This window comes from Agrobacterium sp. DSM 25558 (genome assembly GCF_900100825.1).
Lineage (GTDB): Bacteria > Pseudomonadota > Alphaproteobacteria > Rhizobiales > Rhizobiaceae > Agrobacterium.
Genome location: NZ_FMUD01000043.1, coordinates 1 through 22147 on the forward strand (window position 1 = coordinate 1; position 22147 = coordinate 22147).

The 22147-nt window shown below is 57.7% G+C and carries 22 protein-coding genes; 11 read left to right on the forward strand and 11 right to left on the reverse strand.

The annotated features are described in order from the left end of the window. Nucleotides 1–222: transposase (locus DSM25558_RS24460; protein WP_143240089.1), on the reverse strand; the 222-nt coding region annotated here is incomplete at its 3' end. Between the two features lie 28 nt (nucleotides 223–250). Further along, complete coding sequence (locus DSM25558_RS24465; RefSeq protein WP_083716646.1) at nucleotides 251–1051, reverse strand: DMT family transporter; 801 nt, start codon at nucleotides 1049–1051, stop codon at nucleotides 251–253. Between the two features lie 156 nt (nucleotides 1052–1207). Between DSM25558_RS24465 and DSM25558_RS24470 the strand changes: the two genes are divergently transcribed. Both DSM25558_RS24470 and DSM25558_RS24475 read left to right on the forward strand, forming a co-directional pair. Next, entirely contained in the window at nucleotides 1208–1798 is a 591-nt protein-coding gene (locus DSM25558_RS24470; protein WP_077107246.1) for a 3'-5' exonuclease, read from the forward strand. A gap of 65 nt (nucleotides 1799–1863) precedes the next feature. Continuing rightward, nucleotides 1864–2349 carry a CreA family protein gene (locus tag DSM25558_RS24475; RefSeq protein WP_077107247.1) on the forward strand — a complete coding sequence of 162 codons (486 nt, stop codon included), beginning with the start codon at nucleotides 1864–1866 and terminating at the stop codon, nucleotides 2347–2349. Between the two features lie 215 nt (nucleotides 2350–2564). Here the strand turns inward: DSM25558_RS24475 and DSM25558_RS24480 are convergent, their stop codons facing one another. Continuing rightward, nucleotides 2565–3032, reverse strand: coding sequence for a chemotaxis protein CheW (locus DSM25558_RS24480; RefSeq protein ID WP_077107248.1), 468 nt, complete (start codon nucleotides 3030–3032; stop codon nucleotides 2565–2567). A 223-nt stretch (nucleotides 3033–3255) separates the two neighbouring features. Here DSM25558_RS24480 and DSM25558_RS29075 point away from each other — a divergent pair, with 223 nt between their 5' ends. From DSM25558_RS29075 to DSM25558_RS24495, 4 genes are all read left to right on the forward strand, one after another. Then, the gene (locus DSM25558_RS29075) at nucleotides 3256–3414 is read left to right on the forward strand and encodes a hypothetical protein (protein ID WP_200800797.1); all 159 of its coding nucleotides are present in this window, start codon (nucleotides 3256–3258) and stop codon (nucleotides 3412–3414) included. 135 nt (nucleotides 3415–3549) lie between these two features. Then, on the forward strand, nucleotides 3550–4149 hold the full coding sequence (locus DSM25558_RS24485; RefSeq protein ID WP_077107249.1) for an SCO family protein: 600 nt from the start codon (nucleotides 3550–3552) through the stop codon (nucleotides 4147–4149). A 206-nt stretch (nucleotides 4150–4355) separates the two neighbouring features. Then, nucleotides 4356–5234, forward strand: coding sequence for a 50S ribosomal protein L11 methyltransferase (locus DSM25558_RS24490; protein ID WP_077107250.1), 879 nt, complete (start codon nucleotides 4356–4358; stop codon nucleotides 5232–5234). Nucleotides 5235–5321: 87 nt separating this feature from the next. Continuing rightward, complete coding sequence (locus tag DSM25558_RS24495) at nucleotides 5322–7157, forward strand: aminopeptidase P family protein (RefSeq protein ID WP_077107251.1); 1836 nt, start codon at nucleotides 5322–5324, stop codon at nucleotides 7155–7157. Here DSM25558_RS24495 and DSM25558_RS24500 read toward each other — a convergent pair. Further along, nucleotides 7147–7461 carry an AzlD family protein gene (locus DSM25558_RS24500; RefSeq protein ID WP_077107252.1) on the reverse strand — a complete coding sequence of 105 codons (315 nt, stop codon included), beginning with the start codon at nucleotides 7459–7461 and terminating at the stop codon, nucleotides 7147–7149. The two genes, DSM25558_RS24495 and DSM25558_RS24500, sit on opposite strands and share 11 nt — an antisense overlap. Further along, nucleotides 7461–8174, reverse strand: a complete 714-nt coding sequence (locus DSM25558_RS24505) for an AzlC family ABC transporter permease (RefSeq protein ID WP_077107278.1) — start codon at nucleotides 8172–8174, stop codon at nucleotides 7461–7463. Before DSM25558_RS24505 ends, DSM25558_RS24500 begins: the two co-directional genes overlap by 1 nt. A 145-nt stretch (nucleotides 8175–8319) precedes the next feature. Here DSM25558_RS24505 and DSM25558_RS24510 point away from each other — a divergent pair, with 145 nt between their 5' ends. Continuing rightward, a complete protein-coding gene (locus DSM25558_RS24510; RefSeq protein ID WP_077107253.1) occupies nucleotides 8320–8574 on the forward strand; it encodes a DUF2164 domain-containing protein in 255 nt (84 codons plus the stop codon). A gap of 12 nt (nucleotides 8575–8586) precedes the next feature. Here DSM25558_RS24510 and pncA read toward each other — a convergent pair whose 3' ends face one another. Continuing rightward, the gene (gene pncA / locus DSM25558_RS24515; RefSeq protein ID WP_077107254.1) at nucleotides 8587–9213 is read right to left on the reverse strand and encodes a bifunctional nicotinamidase/pyrazinamidase; all 627 of its coding nucleotides are present in this window, start codon (nucleotides 9211–9213) and stop codon (nucleotides 8587–8589) included. Between the two features lie 439 nt (nucleotides 9214–9652). Here pncA and DSM25558_RS24520 point away from each other — a divergent pair, with 439 nt between their 5' ends. Continuing rightward, nucleotides 9653–10924, forward strand: a complete 1272-nt coding sequence (locus tag DSM25558_RS24520; protein ID WP_077107255.1) for a DUF2778 domain-containing protein — start codon at nucleotides 9653–9655, stop codon at nucleotides 10922–10924. A gap of 6 nt (nucleotides 10925–10930) precedes the next feature. Here the strand turns inward: DSM25558_RS24520 and DSM25558_RS24525 are convergent, their stop codons facing one another. From DSM25558_RS24525 to DSM25558_RS24545, 5 genes are all read right to left on the reverse strand, one after another. Next, complete coding sequence (locus tag DSM25558_RS24525; protein ID WP_077107256.1) at nucleotides 10931–11353, reverse strand: DMT family transporter; 423 nt, start codon at nucleotides 11351–11353, stop codon at nucleotides 10931–10933. Beyond that, nucleotides 11350–11832, reverse strand: coding sequence for a DMT family transporter (locus tag DSM25558_RS24530; protein WP_077107257.1), 483 nt, complete (start codon nucleotides 11830–11832; stop codon nucleotides 11350–11352). Before DSM25558_RS24530 ends, DSM25558_RS24525 begins: the two co-directional genes overlap by 4 nt. Nucleotides 11833–12061: 229 nt before the next feature. Further along, a complete protein-coding gene (locus tag DSM25558_RS24535) occupies nucleotides 12062–12946 on the reverse strand; it encodes a glycosyltransferase family 25 protein (RefSeq protein ID WP_077107258.1) in 885 nt (294 codons plus the stop codon). A gap of 124 nt (nucleotides 12947–13070) precedes the next feature. Beyond that, nucleotides 13071–15539, reverse strand: coding sequence for an ATP-dependent helicase (locus DSM25558_RS24540; protein ID WP_077107259.1), 2469 nt, complete (start codon nucleotides 15537–15539; stop codon nucleotides 13071–13073). A gap of 94 nt (nucleotides 15540–15633) precedes the next feature. Then, nucleotides 15634–16047, reverse strand: a complete 414-nt coding sequence (locus DSM25558_RS24545) for a carboxymuconolactone decarboxylase family protein (RefSeq protein WP_077107260.1) — start codon at nucleotides 16045–16047, stop codon at nucleotides 15634–15636. Between the two features lie 251 nt (nucleotides 16048–16298). Here DSM25558_RS24545 and DSM25558_RS24550 point away from each other — a divergent pair, with 251 nt between their 5' ends. From DSM25558_RS24550 to DSM25558_RS24560, 3 genes are all read left to right on the forward strand, one after another. Next, the gene (locus DSM25558_RS24550; protein WP_077107261.1) at nucleotides 16299–17453 is read left to right on the forward strand and encodes an efflux RND transporter periplasmic adaptor subunit; all 1155 of its coding nucleotides are present in this window, start codon (nucleotides 16299–16301) and stop codon (nucleotides 17451–17453) included. After that, nucleotides 17450–20602: an efflux RND transporter permease subunit gene (locus DSM25558_RS24555; protein ID WP_077107262.1), complete on the forward strand. Its 3153-nt coding sequence runs from the start codon at nucleotides 17450–17452 to the stop codon at nucleotides 20600–20602. Before DSM25558_RS24550 ends, DSM25558_RS24555 begins: the two co-directional genes overlap by 4 nt. Nucleotides 20603–20722: 120 nt before the next feature. Continuing rightward, nucleotides 20723–22141: an FAD-binding oxidoreductase gene (locus DSM25558_RS24560; RefSeq protein WP_077107263.1), complete on the forward strand. Its 1419-nt coding sequence runs from the start codon at nucleotides 20723–20725 to the stop codon at nucleotides 22139–22141. The last annotated feature ends 6 nt before the right edge of the window (nucleotides 22142–22147 follow it).

A 22147-nucleotide genomic window follows, 5' to 3' on the forward strand; every position in this document is an offset into this window, starting at 1 on the left:
GTTGAAGACGCCGAGCCGGCTCCAGCGAATGAAACGATTATAGATGGTCTTATGCGGCCCGTATTCACGCGGCACGTCGCGCCACCGCAAACCATTGCGCAGGACGAAGATGATGCCGCTCAATACCAAGCGGTCATCGACACGCGGCACGCCATGTGACAGCGGGAAGAAAGGTTCGATCCGGCGCATCTGTGCATCCGACAAAAGCATCAGGTCACTCATGGCAGTGTCTCCTTTTGATCTTAGTGAATCAAAACAAGGGGCACATCGCAAGAGCTTTAATGGGTCCTGAGCCTAGGAAGGTGACGAGGGCGAGGTTGGTGGCGCCTGCTGAGGAGAGGATGCGGAAGAAGATGAGATAGGCAAGCGCTGTGGAGAGGAGGGCGATGCCGAAAAGTGCGGCCCAGACTTCGCCGGTTGGCATGGCGAGCGTCCATGGTTGGTCGATGACAAGGGCGAGGGGGATGAGCATGATGGTGGACGCGGAAATCTGGCCGGTGGCGGTGACCAGCGGTGGCACACCCATGGCCTTGAAGCGGCGGCCGGAAATTCCGGCGAAGGCGTAGGAGATTGCCGCGCCGAGAATGGCGAGTTGGCCCCAGAGGCTGGAGCTTTCGCCGGTCAGTGCGGCCGGGCCGATCATGGTTGCGACCCCGGCAAAGCCGATGATGATGCCTGCGAGCTTGTTGATGGTCAGCTTCTCATCACTCGTCAGCAGATGCGCGACGATGACGGTAAAGAGCGGGGTGGTGGCGTTGAGAATGGAGGCGACGCCGCTTGCAATGTGGGTCTGGCCCCAGACGATGAGGCAGAAGGGAATGATGTTGTTGAGCAGGCCCATGCCGAAAAAGGCGCGCAGCACCTCCGGCGCGTTGGGCATGCGATAGCCCATGATGCGGCAGACGGTGAGCAAGGCGAGTGCGGCGATCGAAACGCGCAGTGTGACGATGGTCACGGGCGGCAGTTCCTTGACGGCGATGCCGACGAAGAAGAACGATCCGCCCCACAGGATCGAAAGCGCCACGAGCAGCGCCCATTCTGTTGCGTTCATCTGTTTATGCACGGCCACCCTGATGTCCCCCTCGCCATATCTGTCCCGGCTTTTGTGTAATCCTGGCTGTGGCGCTTGACCACCCGTTTCCTGTGGGCGGTTCATTTTAGCCGCGCTTTGCTTTATGCCGTGCGAAGAGCAACCGGGAATCAGTCCTTGAAGACCATCGCCATCGATTTCGAAACCGCCAATGAGGAGCGGGGCAGTGCCTGTTCTGTCGGTCTCGCGTGGATCGAAAACGGCCAGATCGTGCGCGTGGAAGAGCGGTTGATCCGCCCCAGGGATATGCGGTTCTCGCCGTTCAACGTGGCTATTCACGGCATCAAGCCACGGGATGTGGAGGATGCGCCGGAATTTCCTGAAGTGATGGATGAGTTCATCGATGACTTCAGGGATGCGACGATGATCGCGCACAATGCGGCGTTCGATTTCAGTGTCATGCGGGCGAGTTTCGATAAGTATCGACAGAGCTATCCGCAGCTTTCCTATCTGTGCAGCGTGAAGATGTCACAGCGCGTCTGGCCGTCGCTGCCATCGCACAAGCTCAACATCATCGCCCACCATCTGCAACTGCGTTTCGTGCACCACAATGCCGCCGAAGATGCTGTGGTTTGTGCCGCTGCGGCAATTGCCGTGGCGAAAGCGGTCGCGGTGGAACACATCCACCACATACCGGAAAAGATCGGCATGGTGGCCGGGCGGCTGCACGCCACCGGCTATGCGCCTTGCACCATGAGAAAACGCTGACATCACGCCTTGTTGTACGACTGTGCAGACCTATCTTTATGGCAGTTCATGTGAGGGTTTGGGTTATGGCTAAAGTGTTTCGTTCCATAGTGGTTGCGGGTCTTGCCCTGTTGCCGGTTGCCGCCATTGCGCAGGTGGTGGGCAAAGTGGGTGTCGACTGGACTGGCAACGATATCGTTGTCGAGGCTATCGCCGACCCGCAGGTCAAGGGCGTGACGTGCCATGTTACCTATTTCGACCGGGGTGTGATTGACCGTCTGAAAAACGGCAACTGGTTCGAGGACCCTTCCAACAATGCGATTTCGTGCAGCCAGACCGGGCCTGTGGAAGTTGGTGATATCGACCTTGGCACCAAGGGTGAGGAAGTCTTCCGTCAGGGCATGTCGCTGGTGTGGAAGAAGATGGTCGTCAACCGTATTTACGATAAGGCGAATGATACGTTGATCTACCTCGTTCACACGCGCGAACTGACCGATGGTTCGGCCAAGATGGCGATTTCGACGGTGCCGCTCTATGGGCAGACGGTGACGTGGAAGAATGGGAAGCCTTGAACTGATTGTCGCAAGGTAGAGCCTCATATTCCGTCACCCCGCACTTTATGCGGGGTCTAGTGACCTGACGTCTGGCAGGTCAAAGGACTCTTTCGCGCCGCAGACGCGGCGCTGCTGGATACCGGGTCAAGCCCGGTATGACGGAGGAGAGGTTGTCGTAAAACAAAAATGGCGAGCCAGATGCTCGCCGTTTGCGTCTGTGGTCTAAACTCGCCTCAAGCAGCTTCGCGCGAAAGCTCGTCGGCGATAACGGTGTCGAGGTTGAGGAAGCAGACCATGCTTTTTTCCAGCGCGACGATGCCATGGCAGAAATTGCGCTGGTCTTCCGGGATGATTTCCGGGGCAGGCTGAAGGTCTTCGGATTTGATGGTCATCATGTCGGAGACCTGCTCGACCAGAAGGCCGACCAGCTTGCCGCCGATGTCGGTGACGATGATGGCGGAGCGCTCGGATGGTTCGGTCATCTTCATGCCCAGACGGCACGCCATGTCGATGACGGGAATAACCGCGCCGCGCAGGTTGATGAGGCCGAGAACATAAGGCGGTGTGTGCGGCATCGGCGTGACCGGAGCCCAGCCGCGAATTTCGCGGATCGCCATGATGTCTATGCAGAATTCCTGATCGCCGAGATGGAAGGAAACGATTTCAAGATATGCGCCGGATTGCTTGATGGCGTTTGTCATGGTTGAACTTTTCCTGACGGCTCTCTGGCGGGCCGTTTCGATTCCGGGAGATATGCGGCGTCGGAAAACTTCCGGATGACATCATGTCGTGCGCGTGAGCGACCGCTGGCGATCATAATGCCCAAAAACAATTTAAACTTTCCCTAACGTGCCATCATAAACAGCCTTGAAACGCGCCATTTTCGCTGTTTCGCCCCTCCCTGTTTTGCGATATATTTGCGCCATGAGAGTTTTACTGAAGGGTCCGCTGAAATTGCTTGCCGCTGCCCTCGCAACGGGTGCCGCGTTGTTTGTTGTTCTTCTGACATTCGACGGATGGATGCGGCACGGAACGGATATCTTTCTCTCGGCGGTGCAGAGCGGTATTGCCTGGTGCCTCTAAGCTTGCGACCCGTGCTTGCCGTTTGAGACAAATCAGCGCGGTTGCTGCCTCGAACCTTTTCTTGAATTGCCGAAATGATGCGCCTCGGGATAAAAGCTGTTCCAGAGGCTGGTTCAATGCTGATCGGGGAATGGCATGAAGAATATTCGTATTGCGCTTTGGGGTGCTGTCGTCGTGTTACTGGGTGTCATGGCCTGGCTGACGATGGAACTGACCAAGAGCCGTGAGCAGATGGTGGAAGAGGTCTATGGCACGCCATTCCAGCTTGTTGCGCAAAACGGTCAGCCGATTACGGAAAAAGCTTTCCAGGGCAAACCGACCGCGCTGTTCTTTGGCTTTACACATTGCCCGGAAGTCTGCCCCACCACGCTGTTCGAGCTGAATGGCTGGATGGAAAAGGTCGACCCTGATGCAACCAAGATGCAGGCCTATTTCGTATCTGTTGATCCTGAGCGCGATACGCCAGAAATCCTCAACCAGTATGTTTCCAACGTCTCCAAGCGTATAACTGGCATCACCGGTTCGCCGGACAAGATCGCCGAAACGCTGAAGGGCTATCGCATCTACGCCAAGAAGGTGCCGGTGGATGAGAAGGATCCGAACGGCGAGTACACTATGGATCACACCGCCTCCGTCATTCTTCTGGATGCGAAGGGCCGGTTTTCGGGAACGATCGCCTATGGCGAGAACCCCGATGTTGCCGTGCAAAAGCTGCAAAATCTGACCAAGAGCTGAACGGTCTTCAAGTGGAGAGTGTCGAGTTTTCTGAAAGAAGGCTCACCGTATCACCCTCATTCCTGTGACAAGCACAGGAATGAGGGAAATCTGGCTTCGCAAGCAGCCGCAATTCTTTTCGAAAATCGGGTGGGCACTCCATTGGATCGCAGCCGCTTTTATGGCAAAGGCTGACGGTTGAAGCATCTGCATAGAAAGTCTCAGCCGTGAGCGAAATCCGCCTTTATGTGTCCACCACCGAAGTTCAATCGGGTGAAGTTCTGGATTTGCTGTCGGAGGTATTCGGTGAAGAAGATATCGCCATCGCCAATACCGAAGTGGATGAGAAGCGTGATATCTGGGAAACTTCCGTCTATCTCTATGCAAACGACGAAGACGATATTCGCGGCCGTGTCGATGAGGCGCTGAAGGCTGCTTTCCCGCATTTGACCCTCGAGCGAGAAATCATTCCCGATGTGGACTGGATTGCCAAATCGCTGGAAGGGCTGACGCCAGTACGGGCAGGGCGCTTCCTCGTCCACGGTTCGCATGACCGCGACAAGGTGCGCATCAACGATCTCGCCATCGAGATTGAGGCTGGTCAGGCCTTCGGCACCGGCCATCATGGCACGACGGCGGGTTGCCTTGAGATGATCGAGCAGGTTTTGCGGGCGCGGACCATTCGCAATGCGCTGGATCTCGGCACGGGCAGCGGGGTTCTCGCGATCGCCGTTGCAAAGATGCGGCCGGTGCCGGTGCTGGCAACGGATATTGATCCCATCGCCATCAAGGTAGCAAAAGAAAACGCGCGGCTGAACGGCATCGTATCCGGCATGTCGCTGGAAACCGCGCCCGGTTTCCATTCGGACTCCTTCCGCAAGCACGGGCCTTTCGACCTCATCATCGCCAATATTCTCGCCCGCCCGCTGATCAAGATGGCACCGCAGCTGGTGACGCATCTTGCCCCCGGTGGCACCGTCATTCTGTCAGGCATTCTGGCATCGCAGCGCTGGAAGGTGCTTTCCGCCTATAATGGCATGCACCTCAGCCATGTCCGCACATTGTGGCGCAACGGCTGGGTGACGATCCATCTGCGCAAGGATTGAGTGTTGTAAAGACACGCCTTTCGTCTGGACCTTGGCGATGATCACGGGATAAGGTTGCTCCGAAATCAGGCATTCGGAAAGCAGTTCATGTTCCAGTCATTCGAAAACAAATCCACTCCGCAATTTGGCAAGGCGCGCGTCGAGGCTCTGCGCGCAACCTTCGACGCGCTCGGCATCGATGGATTTCTGGTGCCGCGGGCTGATGAGTATCAGGGCGAATATGTGCCTGAGTCGGCCGAGCGACTGGCATGGCTGACCGGCTTTACCGGTTCCGCCGGTGTCGTGCTAGTAACGCGTTTCGAAGCGATCGTGTTTGTCGATGGACGCTACACGACGCAGCTGACCACGCAGGTTGATCCCTCTATATTCCGGGGTGGCGATCTGGTGGGCGCACCGCCGGCAAAATGGCTATCCGATAATGCACCTGACGGTTTCCGCCTCGGTATCGACCCTTGGCTGCATACGGGTGCGGAGCTGAAGCGGTTTGAAAAGGCACTGTCCGAAAAGGGCGGCTCGGTCGTTCTGTTGGACGCCAACCCGCTCGATCCCTTGTGGGAAGGGCGGCCTGCAGCGCCGTTGGAGCCGGTCACGATCCAGCCGGATAACGTGACGGGCATTCCGGCGCACTTGAAGGTCGGCACCATTGGCGAGATCGTATCGGCGCGCAAGGCCAATGCGGTGCTGATGACCGATCCGTCTTCCATTGCCTGGACATTCAACATTCGCGGCAATGACGTGCCGCACACGCCGCATCCCCTGGCTCGTGCCATCATCTATGCCGATGGCAGCGCTGATTTGTTCGTGGACGAACGTAAGATCGGCGATGAGGTGAAAGCTTATCTTGCGCCACTGGCGACGCTTCTGCCGCCGGGTGAAATTTCGGCGCGTCTGCATGCGATTTCCAGTGCCGCGGGCCGTATTCTTGCCGATGTGGATGTGACACCCGTGGCGTTGACGTTGTCCATCACCGAAGCCGGTGGTGAGGTCGTGGAAGCGGTTGATCCGGTGAAGCTGCCACGCGCCCGCAAGAACGCTGCGGAACTCGCCGGTTCTGCCGCCGCCCATGTGCAGGACGGGGCCGCGATGGTGGAGTTTCTGGCCTGGCTGGATCAACAGCAGCCTGGCACCTTGACCGAGATCAAGGCCGTAACCGCGCTGGAGGCGGTTCGGGCAAGGGTCGGGCAGTCCGCGCAAAACCCGCTCAAGGATATCTCCTTCGATACGATTTCGGGCGCTGGCGAGAATGCTGCCATCATGCATTACCGCGTGACGACGGACAGCGACCGCCCATTGAATGACGGCGAGATGTTTCTGGTTGATTCCGGTGCGCAATATATCAACGGCACCACGGATATCACGCGCACGGTCGCAATCGGCACTGTGCCGGAAGAGCAGAAACGTTTCTTCACGCTGGTTCTCAAGGGTTTCATCGCCATCAGCGTCGCACGCTTTCCCATCGGCACGCGCGGTTGCGACCTCGATCCACTGGCGCGCATCGCGCTTTGGAAGGCGGGTGCGGATTATGCGCATGGCACGGGCCATGGCGTCGGCTCCTACCTTTCCGTACATGAAGGCCCGCAGCGGATTTCGCGCGTATCGCAGCAGGAGCTTCTACCCGGCATGATCCTCTCGAACGAACCGGGCTACTACCGTCCCGGCGCGTTCGGCATTCGCATCGAAAATCTGGTCTATGTCCGTGAGGCGGAAGCCGTTGACGGCGGTGATCTGCCGATGTTGTCCTTCGAGACGCTGACATGGTGCCCTGTCGATCGGCGTCTCGTCATCGTTTCGCTTCTGACGGATGAGGAGCTGGAGTGGCTGAACGCTTACCACGCCACTGTGCGGGAAAAGCTGACGCCGCTCATTTCAGACGCTGATGTGCAGCAGTGGCTGACCACCGCCACCGAGCCGCTTACGCGATAGCGAAGTAACGCATCGCCACGACAAGCGCCCAGCCTGCGATCAACATCGTCAGGCCGGGAAAGCGCAGGCCGACGATCAATGCGAAGATAATGCCGAGCTTTACCTCGTATCCGCCTTCGAAAAAGGCGGGTGCGACGAGCGTCGTCAAAACCGCCACCGGTACGGCATTGAGACCGGCTTCGGCACGGGGTGGGATTGTCTTCATGCGCGTCATCAGCACATAACCACCAACGCGGGTGAGATATGTCGCGACAGCACCGGCAAAGATGATGATCAGCGTCTGAACCTGAAACAAGCCTTCCATCACACTGTCTCCACTTCATCGACCACTGTTTGCGTTGCTGTTGGCGGAAGAATGACGGCGATTAGAATACCGGTCAGCGCACCGATGCTGACATGCCATGGCGAGCCGACGAAATGGTAGGCAGCAATAGCGCCCACTGCACTTGCCAGCATGACGGGGTAGAAGTTGGCGCGGGTGCGGAAGCCAAGCACCATGCCCATGAAGTAGATGGGCAGCAGCACATCGAAACCGGCCGCTTTCGGATCACCAATCAGGTTGCCAAGAGACGCGCCCAGGACTGTCGAGATCATCCACATGACGTAGACGATGAGCGCATAGCCCATATAATAGGAAAAGCTCACGCTTCCGTTTATTTCTTTCTGGCGGACGGATTCTGCGAATTGCGGGTCCACCAGAAAAAAGAAGCCGAATGCTTTTCTCGCAAATGACCATTCCGGCACCACACGCACCATGGCTGCCGAATAAAGGATGTGGCGGAAATTGACCGCAAAAATCGACAGGACGACGAGCCATGCCGGCAGGTTTTGATTGAACAGCTCGATGCCGACCAGCTGGCTTGCTCCGGCATAAATGAAGCCGCTCATCAAGATGGCTTCAAATAGGGTCAAGCCATTGTCGATAGCAATGGCACCGAAGAGAGCGCCGAAGGGCGCTACGGCAAGGGCGACGGGCAGTCCAAAGCGCATGCCGGACTTAAATGTAACATGTGTCATGGGATAAACCGGTCCTGTGCCGGAATGAAATTCTATGGTCGCCGCTCCTACATCGCCATGTTTTTCAATACAAACGAATTTAAAGAATAGGTTGATTGATTTCATTGAAGCTTGCCGTAGGGTCAGGCCATTGAGGGAGATGTGAATGAAAGATGTGGTTCTTGAGAAGCAGCAAAAAGCCGATATGGTTTCAGCCACCTGTGCGCATCTTGCGGAGGAATTCGACCTCGACATAGGCGCGCTTCAGGCTGAAATGCTTGTCGACAAGCTTGGTGAAATTCTGGGCCCCGTCTATTATAATCAAGGCCTGCAAGACGCGCATGCTGCTATGCTGCGCCGTATGGAAGACGCTGCCGCAGATATCGATGTTCTGGAGAAGCATGTGCCGCGGCGTCGATGACGGGGCGGTACGCTAGGCGTTTAAGATATCGCTACTGTTGACCACAGCCACACCCTTTGCTCTCATCGCAGCAATTGCGGTTCTGATGCCTTCAGGATCAATGCCGCGACTGGCATCCTCGATGAAGCGCACCTGGACGCCAGGCAACATGTCCACAGCGTCGAGAGCGGAAAAACTGACGCAGTAATCCGTCGCCAATCCGCACAGGTCCAGCACCGTTACGCCCTGTCGTTGCAGGTAATCCGCAAGGCCTGTGGTGGCGAACTGGTCGTTGTCGCGGAAGGCCGAGTAGCTGTCCACTGCCGGGTTTTCGCCCTTCTGCTGGACGTAATCGAACGCCTGCGCGTTCAAATCCGGGTGGAATTCAGCGTCTGCTGTGCCTTGAACGCAATGATCCGGCCACATGACCTGGGGCTTGCCGGAAAGCTCGCCCATTTCGAAAGGCTGCTTGCCCGGATGCTGTGACGCGAAAGAGCCGTGGTTTGCGGGGTGCCAATCCTGCGAAGCGACGATGAGATCATATCCACCATTGTCTATCAGCGCATTGGCAATGGGCACGATCCTGTCGCCATCCGCCACTGCGAGGTTTCCGCCTGGGCAAAAGCCATTCTGGATATCGATCAAAAGCAAGGCTTTCATAGTCTCTCCTCCTGGATGGTGTTGAAGATGCCAAGCGAACGGGTTGGGATCAAGCCAAAACGCAACGGCAAAAATGGGCTTCGTTAACGCCTGCCGCGACGTTGCCGCAATTATAGCCAAATCAGCATATAACCGAGCGATATCGGTGGGAAGAATCAGTTACCGTCCATAGGAAATCTCCGGCATTCGCTTTATCGCGTCGATCACGTCATGACATTCCATCACGTGTGGTAACTCGGTAAGCGGAACCCAGAGAAACGCATGCAAGCTTCAAAGAACTGAGTTTTCAGGGGACTTGTAAAGACTTTGGTTACCATAATTCGGCATGCTCAAAACCTGTTAGCAGCGACGCCAGCGCAAGACGCGCCCGGCTTTCGATATGTGAACTCGATGACCGGTGTTGTCCGGTCTTGCGTAACCGGTTTGAGTAAAATGTATCATGGCGTCATTACCCGTGGCCTGTAACGATGCGCGCCTTGGCAGCGCTTTCACCAAAAAACGCAAGCCTGCTGGCTTGAGCAAGTTGTCGGCTATGTTGGGCGGCGGTGTGCTGGCCAGCGTCTGTGCGGTTACGGCCTTTGCCTCTCTCCATGGCATGGCGCAGGCCTCCCACGGGGTGCAGCGCTTCGACAAGATGCTCGTTTCGGGTCTGGAGCGCGCACCGCTCGACGTGGCTGAGCGCAATGTTCACATCCGCAAATTCTCCCGCCTTTCTGAAAATGGCCATGGTAGCCAGAAAGCGGTGCGCCTTGCTGCCGAACACCACATCGGTGCCAAGGCCTTCGCTGACCGTTATGGTGGAGCCGTTGCGGTAAACGCGCATGCGCAGGCAACCATTCAGGCACTGGCAGCACTTCGCCCATCGGCAATCGTTGATTCGGCGCTGGGCCGGACGAGTGAAAATCCGGAACTGGCCATGCTGGAAACGCAGGCCAAGGAGCATCCGGCATTCGAGGTGGCGCTTGGCAAGCCTCAGACAACGACAGACGATGAAATCGATCTGCTGCCCGAAACCGTTCCGCTGCCGAGTTTCCGCCCGGAAATCGCTAAAGCGGTCGACGTAGAACCAACACCACGCCCAGCCGTACCATCTCTGGCCGAAAAGCAACTGGCGGCGGCACCTACGTCAGTACCCGCACCTGCGCCTGTTCAACAAAGACCGGCGACAAACATGGTGGCTTTCGCACGGCCTGATAACCCGATGCGCGAAACCAAGATGGACGCCGTGCCGTGGCCGGATCGCGGCAATGGCACTGCCATCTATGATATTTCCGCAGGTGTCGTTCACCTGCCGAGCGGCGAAAAGCTGGAAGCGCATTCCGGCATCGGCAAGATGCGGGACAATCCCGATTTCGTGCATGTGAAGATGCGCGGCGCTACCCCGCCTTCCAGCTATCGTTTGACCATGCGCGAGTCGCTGTTTCACGGCGTCGAGGCTATTCGTCTGACACCGGAAAGCGGCGTCAACCCGCATGGCCGTAACGGCCTTCTGGCCCACACCTATATGCTGGCCAGACGCGGCGAGTCCAACGGCTGCGTTGTCTTCAAGGACTACACACGCTTCCTGGCAGCTTTCAAGCGCGGTGAAGTCAAGCGGATCGTGGTCGTGCCGAAGCTTTCGGGACGTTCTTCCATGACGGCTTCAGGCGCAACGAAGGGGAGCGGCAAAACCCTGTTCAGCATGATGACGGGTCGTGGTACGGATTCCTGACGCGGGTTATTTCTTGCGCTGCGTCAGCACCATGCCCGCGAGGATGAGCAGTACACCGAGTGCGCTGGCCCAGGCTTTCGGTGGTTGATCGCTGAATAGATCGAGCATGACGCCCGACACCATCTGACCGCTGATGACCAGAAGTGCCGTGTTGACCGCACCGATGCGCGGCACGAGCCAGCTTCCCGAAGCAATGAAAATCACTCCGATCGGTCCGCCGATGAAAGCGTACCAAGGCGCGTCTGCAGCCCCGGCTGGCAACAGGCCGCCGATGATGAGGCCCAAAGCCGTCAACACGATGAAGCCGACGATGTGGTTCCAGAAGGACGCAATCAGCGGCGAGTTCGACAGGCTGAGGCGACCGTTGACCTGACGGCTGAGCGCGACGAATACACCGCCGGTAAACGCCATGGCAATCCAAACGATCATATCGCTCTCCCCACGAGGATAATGAGGGCGCTGCCGCCAAGGATCAGCGCAACGGCGCAAAGATCACGGGCATCGGGACGGCGTTTCGGCATGCCGAACAGACCCCAGAGATCCGCCAGCAGGCTGAAAATGACCTGACCGCCAAGCCCAAGCGCGATGGTACCGGAGAGGGCGAGGGGTGAATTGACTGCGCTTGATGTCAGCATGACAATGGCGGCACCCACGACGCCGCCGAAATAGGCCCAAAGCGGTGCTTTGGGTTTACGCGGCTGATCCCCCTTCGGCTTCCGGTAAAGAATGGCAAGGTAGATCAGAGCCGCTACCGTTCCGGTGCCGTGAGCCGTCCATGAGGAAAAGAGCGCATTGCCGAAATGGGCGAGCATTCCATTGAAATGCACCATCAGCGTCAAAAGGCAGCCGCTGGCAAAAGCTGCGGCCAGGTGAAGTGGGTTGAGGCGCGTGTGGGTGTTTTCGTTCATGACAGGCCAAAGCTTGAGAGGGTGATTCAGCTTTAGCCGATATGTCCTTGAAGCGAAATTGAATTTCGCTGAACTGTGGACCGATGAATGGACGATGACGGCATTTTATCGGAACCAAAAACGGCCTAGGCTGTTATGTGGTCATGAAAAAAACGACGCGCAAACCTCTGAACCGCATGACCCTTTTCGTCATATCCATTTTCATTCTGGCGATCATTGTCGCCGCAATTTATTTGATCGGGTTCACACCGGGTGAGACGTAAGGCTCGGCCTGAAAGGTGACTCCGCCAGACTCAGCGCTACCAACGCGTAGAGCTGCTGGTCTCATTTGAGACGTCACGGAATTTGCGATCTTGCAATAAGCCAACCTGGAACCCCTGAACAAGAAACGTGTGACTTCAAGGTAGGTTCTGTACGGCAATACGGAGACGTATCTCCACCTCGGCAGGCGCAAAGCGCGAAGGCCTCGTTGAATCTGGCTCTCGGAATCCGCGTCTTGTGTGGCGCAGAGCGGATAGACGAAGGCCGATTTCAGGCCAGCAAGATATTCGAGATCATATGCGATATCGTAGGCCAGTCGCATAGGCACAAGTCGTGACGTGATCCACTCGGCCGCCCTACGGTTGACGATGTAGGCACCTGACCCTTTTTCCCGGGTCATGGTAATTGCGAGTGATCGACCATCCGAAATGCGCTTGAACGGAAATTTCCGACCATTGCTGACGGTTGAGAGGCGAAGAATATCCCAGTCCGTTGCATGAGATATGGCGTCATCGATTGCTTTGACGAAGTCTTCTTCGAAGCTGACATCGTCTTCGAGAATCAGCGCAAAGTCGGAATCGCCTTGCAGAAACGTGCGGGCGCACTCAACATGGCTTAGATAACAGCCAACCTCCGGCGGAGACGTTCGTCTTCCGTGCAGGAGCTTATAGGAAAGCTCGCAAAATTCCGGGATGGGGAAGGTCAGCTTTCTGCCGTCTGTGGCTTCTATCCGCTGAACAGGCAAGCCAAGAGCGGAAATTTTTGAAAGCATAGCGTCGCGCCGTTTTTCAGCGCCAGCCAGGTTTATGAGGTAGACATCAAGTCTGCGTCTCGAACTGGGTAGTAGATGCACAGATTCCCCCGAACCCAAGCTGGTTGTTTGTTAGGGGATATATTGCACGGAACTTTTTTAAAGTGAATATCCGGTTTTGTAGACCCACAGCAATTGCTACTCCCTGTGGTAGAAATGCCGCCGCCTACACCCGTTCCACAAAGCCGTCCAGCACGCGCTTCTGGCCTGCTCGGTCGAAGTCGATGGTCAGCTTGTTGCCCTCGATGCTGGCGACATTGCCGTTTCCGAATTTGATGTGGAAGACGCGGTCGCCAACGAAGAACTTCGATGGGGTGTCGGCCACGGATTTCGCCACCAGTTCACCATCGATGGTGCGGCTTTTCGGGCCGCTCTCGCCGTAGCCGATCCGCTCCACCGCATGGCCTGAGCGACTGCCCCAATTGTCACGCGTAGCGTCTGACTTGTTGGCCTGTGCGCGTTTCCAGCCGGGTGTGGAGTAAGTGTTGGTAAACGGGTCTGCCGCGTCGAAACGCGACTGGCCATAGCCACCACGTCCGCCATAACCACCGTAATTGTTGTCGGAAGCCGACACCTCGACGTGGTTGGGCGGCAGTTCTTCGAGAAAGCGCGATGGGATGGTCGCTTGCCACAGCCCGTGGATGCGGCGGTTGGAAACGAACCAGATGTGGCAACGGCGTTTGGCGCGCGTAATACCGACATAGGCCAGCCGCCGTTCCTCTTCGAGACCGGAGCGGCCACCTTCATCCAGCGAGCGCTGGTGGGGAAACAGGCCTTCTTCCCAGCCGGGCAGGAAGACGGTTTCGAACTCCAACCCCTTGGCAGAGTGCAGCGTCATGATCGAGACGGCGTCGAGCTCTGCGTTCTTTTCGGTGTCCATGACCAGCGCGACATGCTCGAGGAAGCTGCGCATGCTCTCATAGGCTTCCATGGAGCGGATGAGTTCTTTCAGGTTTTCAAGCCTGCCCGGACCTTCGGCGCTCTTATCCGCCTGCCACATGGCGGTGTAACCGCTCTCATCCAGAATTTGCTCGGCCAGCACCGTATGTTCGGTGTTCTCGAGAAGGTTTTGCCAGCGGCGGAAATCCTGCACGACATCGAACAGCGCCTTGCGCGCCTTTGGCTTCAACTCGTCGGTTTCGATGATGTCGGCTGCGGCAGCCAGCATAGGGATATCGCGGGCGCGGGCGTAATCATGCAGATTGCGTACGGTCGTATCGCCAAGGCCACGCTTGGGCGTGTTGATGATGCGCTCGAAGGCCAGATCGTCGGCGGATTGGCAGACGAGGCGGAAATAGGCGAGCGCATCGCGGATTTCGAGGCGCTCGTAGAATCGTGGACCGCCGATGACGCGGTAGTTCAGTCCCAACGTGACGAAGCGGTCTTCGAACTCACGCATCTGGAACGAGGCGCGCACGAGGATCGCCATGTTGTTGAGCGGATGCTTGGTGCGTTGTAGTTGTTCGATCTCTTCGCCGACGGCACGGGCTTCCTCTTCGGAATCCCAGGCCGCATGGACCACGACTTTTTCATCATCCGGTTCACTGCGATCCGTAAACAGGGTCTTGCCGAGGCGGCCTTCATTGTGGGCAATCAGATGTCCGGCCGCCCCCAGAATATGTTCGGTGGAGCGATAGTTGCGCTCCAGCTTGATGACCTTTGCGCCGGGGAAATCCTTGTCGAAGCGCAGGATGTTGTCGACCTCGGCACCGCGCCAGCCATAGATCGACTGGTCGTCGTCACCCACGCAGCAGACGTTCTGCGGCTGGCCTTTGGGGCGCTGGGCCAAAAGCCGTAGCCACATATATTGGCAGGTGTTAGTGTCCTGGTACTCGTCCACCAGAATGTAGCGGAACTTCTGGTGATATTCTTTCAGAATGTCCGGATGGTTTCGGAAAATCGTGATCGGGTGCAGCAGCAGATCGCCGAAATCGCAGGCGTTCAGGGTCTTCAGCCGGGCCTGATAGGCGGCATAGAGTTCGCGGCCCTTGCCATTGGCAAAGGCACGGCTGTCGCCTTCCGGAATTTCCGGCGGCGTTAGCCCCTTGTTCTTCCAGCCATCGATCATGCCTGCAAACTGCTTTGCGGGCCAGCGCTTGTCATCCAGACCTTCGGCCTGAATGAGCTGCTTCAAAAGCCGCACCACATCATCGGTATCGAGAATGGTGAAATCGGATTTCAGGCTCATCAGCTCCGCGTGGCGGCGCAGCAGTTTGACGCCGATGGAGTGGAAGGTGCCGAGCCATGGCATGCCCTCGACTGCACCACCGACGAGAACGCCGATACGTTCCTTCATCTCGCGTGCGGCCTTGTTGGTAAAGGTCACGGCGAGAATCTGGCTGGGATAGACGCGGCCAGTTGCGAGAATATGGGCGATACGGGTCGTCAGTACCCGCGTCTTGCCGGTGCCGGCACCGGCCAGAACCAGAACAGGGCCTTCCAGAGTTTCGACGGCTTCACGCTGTTCCGGGTTGAGGCCTGCCAGATAATCGGACGCAGCACGCCCTTTATCACGCGCTGCCATGGCCTGCGCGGCAATGCCCAAACCGCCAGCAGCAGGAGGTGCAGCAGGCTGGCGGCGTGGCTCGGAAGGTTCTTCATCGAAGAACGGCATATCGTCGAAACTGTTACTCATGAGGCCCAATGTAGTGATTCGGGGCGGAAAGGCCAGAACCGTGTTCTGCTTTTATTCCGGTATCAACCGGCAAAACGCCTATTCCAAGGTATTTTCACCTTGGTTCCGCGTCCGCATCGAATGCGGCATCGACTGGAAGTTGCAACGCAACGGCAAGCTGGTTGGTCTTGCCCGCCAGCGCGATGACTCGCATCAGATCGGCGTGCTGTTCCGTGGTCATGCCTTTTGCTTTTGCTGCAGCCGTATGGGAATGGGCGCAATAGGAGCAGCCGTTGGTGACGGATACTGCAATGTAGAGCATTTCCTTCACGACAGGATCTAGCGCCGAGGGCGTGGCCATCACGGCTTTGACCTCACCCCAGGTCTTTTCCAGAAGGTCGGGATCGAAGGCGAGATAGAGCCACATATTGTTGATGAAATCGGATTTTCGCGTCGTGCGGATATCATCGAACACGGCTTTGACGCGCGGGTCGGCTTCCGGGTTCTGGGATTTCGAAACGGTACTCATCTTTGACCTCCTCCAATATGGCAATGAGCCGGGTTGAACTTTGCTTGGCCCTGGCAACCATGTACAGGTTATAGTGTTATTAACGACGTATTCGGGTCCAGTTTTAGAAAAGCGTCGCAAATTACAATTATGTAAGAAACGGATTTGTGCGTTGCGTTGTTTATGGCCAGCAAACATACTGCCGCGTAATGTATGAGCGGCCGAAATTTCATTGAAATGCAGCGGTTACAAGTATCAATTCGGAGAAGTGTATGCAGGTTTGGAAGCAGGTTGGTGTCAGTCTGGCTGTGTTGGGCGCTGGTGTCTGTCTGTGGGCGTTCATGTCCACGGACGGCAGAAATGTGCTTGCCAAAGCGGGCCTTGTCAGCGCTGAAACACCTGCTGCCCAGTCTGCCGGTTCGGCACCTGCTGGCGGTGCACCGCGCGGGCAGGGCGGTGGCAGAGGCAACAACGCCACGCTGGTCTCACTTGCGCCGGTCAAGACAGGCACGGTCAATGACCGCATGAACGCCATCGGCAATGGCGAGGCCATCCAGTCCGTTGTTGTCACGCCGCAGGCATCCGGCCTGATTTCCGAAATTCTCGTTTCCTCCGGCCAAAGCGTCAAAAAGGGCGAGGTGCTGGCACGGCTGGATGATGACGAGCAGCTGATCGAGCGTGAAAAAGCACAGGTCGCCTTGAGAAGTGCGGTCGAAAAATCGACGTCCTACCGCAACCTGCGTTCCGTGGCACGGCTGGACGTGCTGGATGCGCAGATTGCCGAAGAAGCTGCAAAGCTGGCGGTTAGCACGGCTGAGCTGAATTTCAAGCGTCGCAATATCGTTGCGCCCATCGATGGCATTGCCGGTATCGTCGCCATCAACATCGGTGACAACGCAACGACACAGACCAGCATTGTCAGCATAGACGATCGCACCAAAATCCTCGTCAACTTCTGGGCACCCGAGCGTTTCACCACGGCCATCAAGGTCGGCATGCCGGTGGAGGCGACCTCTATTTCGCGTCCCGGCGAGACGTTCAAGGGCCAGGTCGAAGCCATAGACAACCGCGTCGATGAGGCAAGCCGTACGATTCGTGTGCGCGCGGTGTTCGATAACGCCAATGATGCCCTGCGCGCGGGCATGTCCTTTGCCGTGACCATGGGCTTTACCGGTGAAAACTTCCCGTCCGTCGATCCGCTGGCCGTGCAGTGGGATGCCGAAGGGTCTTATGTCTGGCGCGTTAAGGATGACAAGTCGCATAAGGTGCGTGTTCAGGTCGTTCAGCGCAACCCGGATTCCGTGCTTGTCAAGGCGGAACTGGCCCAGGATGATCCCATCGTCATAGAAGGCTTGCAGCGCGTGCGTGAGGGTGGGGCCGTTCGCACTGCTGGCCAGAAGAAAGCACCGGAGGTCGCCAGCCGATGACAGCGCAGACGCCTCCCGGTGGAAATGACTCCAAACTCGCTTTTACGGCGCTCTTCGTCCGGCGTCCCATTCTGGCTGCGGTCATCAATACGCTTCTGGTGGTTGCCGGTCTTGCTGCCCTTGTCGGCGTCGATGTACGTGAGTTGCCGGACGTGGACCGTCCTGTCATCACCGTGCGCACGACCTATGACGGCGCATCGCCGCAGACCATCGACCAGGAAGTGACACAGACCATCGAAGGCGCGGTGGCACGCGTTAGTGGTGTGAAGTCCATCTCCTCTGCATCGCAGTTCGGCACCAGCCGCGTGACGATGGAATTCAACGACAATGTCGATATTGCCGTCGCCTCGAACGATGTGCGCGATGCCATCGGCCGCATTACCAACCAGATGCCTGATGATGCCGACGAACCGCAGATCATCAAGGCCGATTCCGATAGCCAGCCCATCATGCGTCTGGCCGTCACCTCCTCAAGCCTCAGCATGGAAGACCTGACCAAGCTTGTCGATGACGAGATCATCGACCGTCTGGCCGCCGTGGATGGCGTGGCCGACGTGGAGCTTTCCGGCGACCAGGAAAAGGTTTTCCGTATCGATCTCGATCAGGGCGCGCTTGCAAGCCGTGGGCTGACGGTCACGGATGTTTCCAATGCGCTGGGCACCGCCGCACTCGACGTTCCGGCGGGTTCGCTCAAAAGCTCGACGCAGGATATCGTGGTCCGGGCCACCGCCAGCCTGACAACACCTGCCGAATTCGAAAATCTTATCGTCAAGGACCGCGTGCGCCTTCGCGATGTGGCCAGCGTCATGCTGGGTGCGGATGATGAAACCACCTCGCTGCGCTCCAACGGTGTGCAGGGCGTCGGTCTCGGTGTCATCCGTCAGGCGCAATCGAACACGCTGAACATTTCGACTGGGATAAAAGCCGCCGTTGCAGCGATGGCACCCAACCTGCCGGAAAACACCCGCATCGTCATTACCAGCGACGACGCGGTGTTCATCGAAGGTGCGTTGCACGAGGTGCAGCTTGCGCTGGGTCTTTCCGCTCTCATCGTCGTTGTGGTTCTGTATCTCTTCTTCCGTGATTGGCGCGCAACGCTCATTCCGGCCATCACCATGCCGGTTGCCTTGATCGGTACGATTGTCGCGATCTACATGGTCGGTTTTTCTATCAATATTCTGACGCTTCTCGCCATCGTTCTGGCCACGGGTCTGGTGGTGGATGACGCCATCGTCGTGTTGGAAAACATCGTGCGCCGCCGGGCCGAAGGCATGGGGCCACGCGCCGCAGCCGTTCTGGGTACGCAGGAGGTTTTCTTTGCGGTCATTGCCACGACGGCAACGCTCGCCGCCGTGTTCATTCCGCTGTCCTTCCTGCCAGGTCAGTTGGGTGGCCTGTTCCGCGAATTCGGCTTCGTGCTGGCTTTTGCGGTGGGCCTCTCCTCTATCGTTGCGCTCACGCTGTGCCCGATGTTGGCATCACGCATGCTGAAAAATGGCGTTCAGGAACAGACCGGGCCGCTGGCCTGGTTCGGAAAACTGTTTGCTTCGACATATAAGAGCACGCTGTCCGCCTGCCTCAACAATCCGTTGATCGTCGTCATCGTCGCACTCGCTTTTGCCGGTGTGTCGTGGATTGCGTTCGGCATGGTGCAGAACGAATTGACGCCGCGCGAAGACCGCTCTTCGGTGGTGTTGCGCGTTACGGCCCCACAGGGCGTCAGCCTTGAATACACGCGCGATCAGCTGCAGCGAATCGAAGAAAACCTGCAGCCGCTGCGCGACAATGGTGAGATCCGGAATATTTATTCGATCACTGGTATGAACGGTTCCTCCAATACCGGCTTCGTGGTGCTGACCCTGGCACCATGGGCGGACCGCGAGCGGACCCAGAACCAGATTGCACAGGACGTGAATGCCGCCGCGCAGACGGTGCCGGGCCTTCGCGCCTCAGCGTCTCAGCCCAACAGCCTGCGCATTCGTGGTGCTGGCAACGGTCTCAGCATGGCGATGATCGGTACCAACTATCAGGCGCTGACCGAATCCACCCAGAAGCTTCTTCTTTCGATGGAAGAAAGCGGTCTGTTCGACACGCCACGTTTCGACAATGAGCCGAACCAGGCGCAATTGTCCGTCTCCATCGATCGCGAGCGGGCTTCCGATCTCGGCATTGATATCACTGGACTTTCGCACGCCATGCAATCGCTGCTCGAAGGCCGTTCCATTGTTGATGTGTTCGTGGATGGCGATGCTATTCCTGTGCGACTGCTGTCGTCCACGCGTCCCATCAACGATCCGACCGATCTCGAAAACATCTTTCTGAAAGCCAAAGACGGGCGCATGGTGCCGATGTCGGTGATCGCGTCCCTCAAGGAAACGGCCGTTTCGCCGCAGCTCAACCGCGAGCAGCAGCTACCATCGGTCGGCTTTACCGCAAACCTCAAGGAAGGTGTTTCGCTGGGCGATGCCGTTGCCAAGGTCAATGAACTGGCGGGCTCCATCATGCCGGCAGGCGCGCGTCTCTTGCCTCTGGGTGAAGCGGCGACGTTGCAGGAAAACTCCAGCGGCATGCTGCTCACCTTCGGCTTTGCCATTGCCATCATCTTCCTTGTGCTGGCGGCGCAGTTCGAGAGCGTTTTGAGTTCCGTCATCATCATGTCGACGGTTCCGCTCGGACTGGCCTGCGCGGTCATCGCCCTGCTGTTCACTGGCTCCAGCCTCAATGTTTACAGCCAGATCGGGCTCGTGCTTCTGGTCGGCGTCATGGCGAAGAACGGTATTCTGATCGTGGAATTTGCCAACCATCTGCGCGATCAGGGGGCAACGGTGCGCGAGGCGATCGACAAGGCTTGCAGCATCCGTCTACGTCCCGTCATGATGACCATGATCGCCACCATTCTGGGCGGTGTTCCCTTGGTTCTTGCGCAGGGTGCCGGTGCCGAAGCGCGTATCGCGCTTGGCTGGGTCATCGTCGGCGGTCTGGGTTTTGCGACATTGGTGACGCTTTACATCACGCCGGTGTCCTACCTTCTGCTGGCGCGTTTCGCCAAGCCACAGGCGGATGCGGAAATCCGTCTGCACCGCGAGCTGGAAACGGCGATCCGCCGCAGGGCAATCGAGGAAGACAAACCGCTGCTGGCCGCAGAATGATGTGCTCTTAAGCACTCCATTCTCGAAACGGCAGTGCTGGACAAACACAAGGTCGTGTCACATACCAACCGGGCTTACCTTCAATGGTGAGTCCGGTTTTGCATTGTGTTGGAGAAAATCATGGCTTTGAAGGATGTCGTCTCTGGAACGAGAAACGAGGCGGGTATTGCCGCCGTTCTCGAAGTTCTGAAACAACAGCTGGGCGACAAGCTTCAAACCGGCCAGTCCTTTCGCGAACAGCATGCCCACACGACGACATATCTGACCACGCAATTGCCAGACGGCGTGGTGTTTGCCGAGACCACCGATGATGTGAAAGCCGTGGTCAAAGCCTGTGCGCAGCACAAGGTTCCCGTGATTGCCTTTGGCGTCGGCTCCTCGCTAGAGGGCCAGGTCAACGCACCCAGAGGCGGTATTTCGGTCGATTTCACCCGCATGAACCGCATCATTTCCGTCAATGCCGAAGATCTGGACGTCACCGTCGAGCCCGGCGTGACACGAGAGCAGCTCAACACCTATCTGCGCGATACCGGCCTGTTCTTCCCCATCGATCCCGGTGCCAATGCCTCCATCGGCGGCATGGCCTCCACCCGCGCTTCCGGCACCAATGCCGTGCGCTATGGTACGATGAAGGACAACGTGCTGGCCTTGACGGTGGTTACGGCCAATGGCGAGGAAATCCGCACCGGTCGGCGCGCGCGCAAATCCTCTGCCGGATATGACCTGACCCGGCTTTTCGTCGGCGCGGAAGGCACGCTTGGGCTTATCACGTCAGTGACACTACGGCTGCAAGGTATTCCTGAAAAGATCGCCGGCGGTGTCTGCACCTTCGATACGGTCAAGGCTGCCTGCGATGCGGTCATCATGACCGTGCAGATGGGCATTCCAGTTGCGCGGATAGAGCTTCTCGATGAGGTGCAGATCCGCGCCTGCAACGCCTATTCCGGGCTTTCCTATGAGGAAAAGCCGACACTGTTTCTGGAATTTCACGGCACGGAAGAGACGACAGCGCTGCAATCTCAGCAGTTTTCCGAGATCGTGGCGGAGTGCGGCGGCGGCGAATTTCGCTGGACCGGTGACGCGCAGGAGCGCGCCAAGCTGTGGAAGGCGCGGCACGATGCCTACTGGGCGTCAAAGGCGTTGGCACCACATCTCGATGTGCTCTCGACGGATGTCTGCGTGCCGATTTCCCGCTTTGCGGAATGCGTGACGCAGACGCAGCAGGACATCATCGATAATGGCATGCTCGCCCCGATCGTCGGTCACGCGGGCGACGGGAACTTCCACGTTCTTGTGCTGTTCGATGGCAAAGATGCGGCAAGCGTTTCCAATACCGAAGCCTTTGTGGCGCGGCTGAACCGCCGGGCGATCAGCATGGATGGCACCTGTACCGGCGAACATGGCATAGGGCAGGGGAAGATGAGCTTTCTGGCGGAGGAGGTCGGAAATGCGCTGGATACGATGGTTGCCATCAAGCGGTCACTTGATCCGGATAACATCTTCAATCCGGGCAAGCTTTTTCGCGTCGATAATGCGTAGGAATGT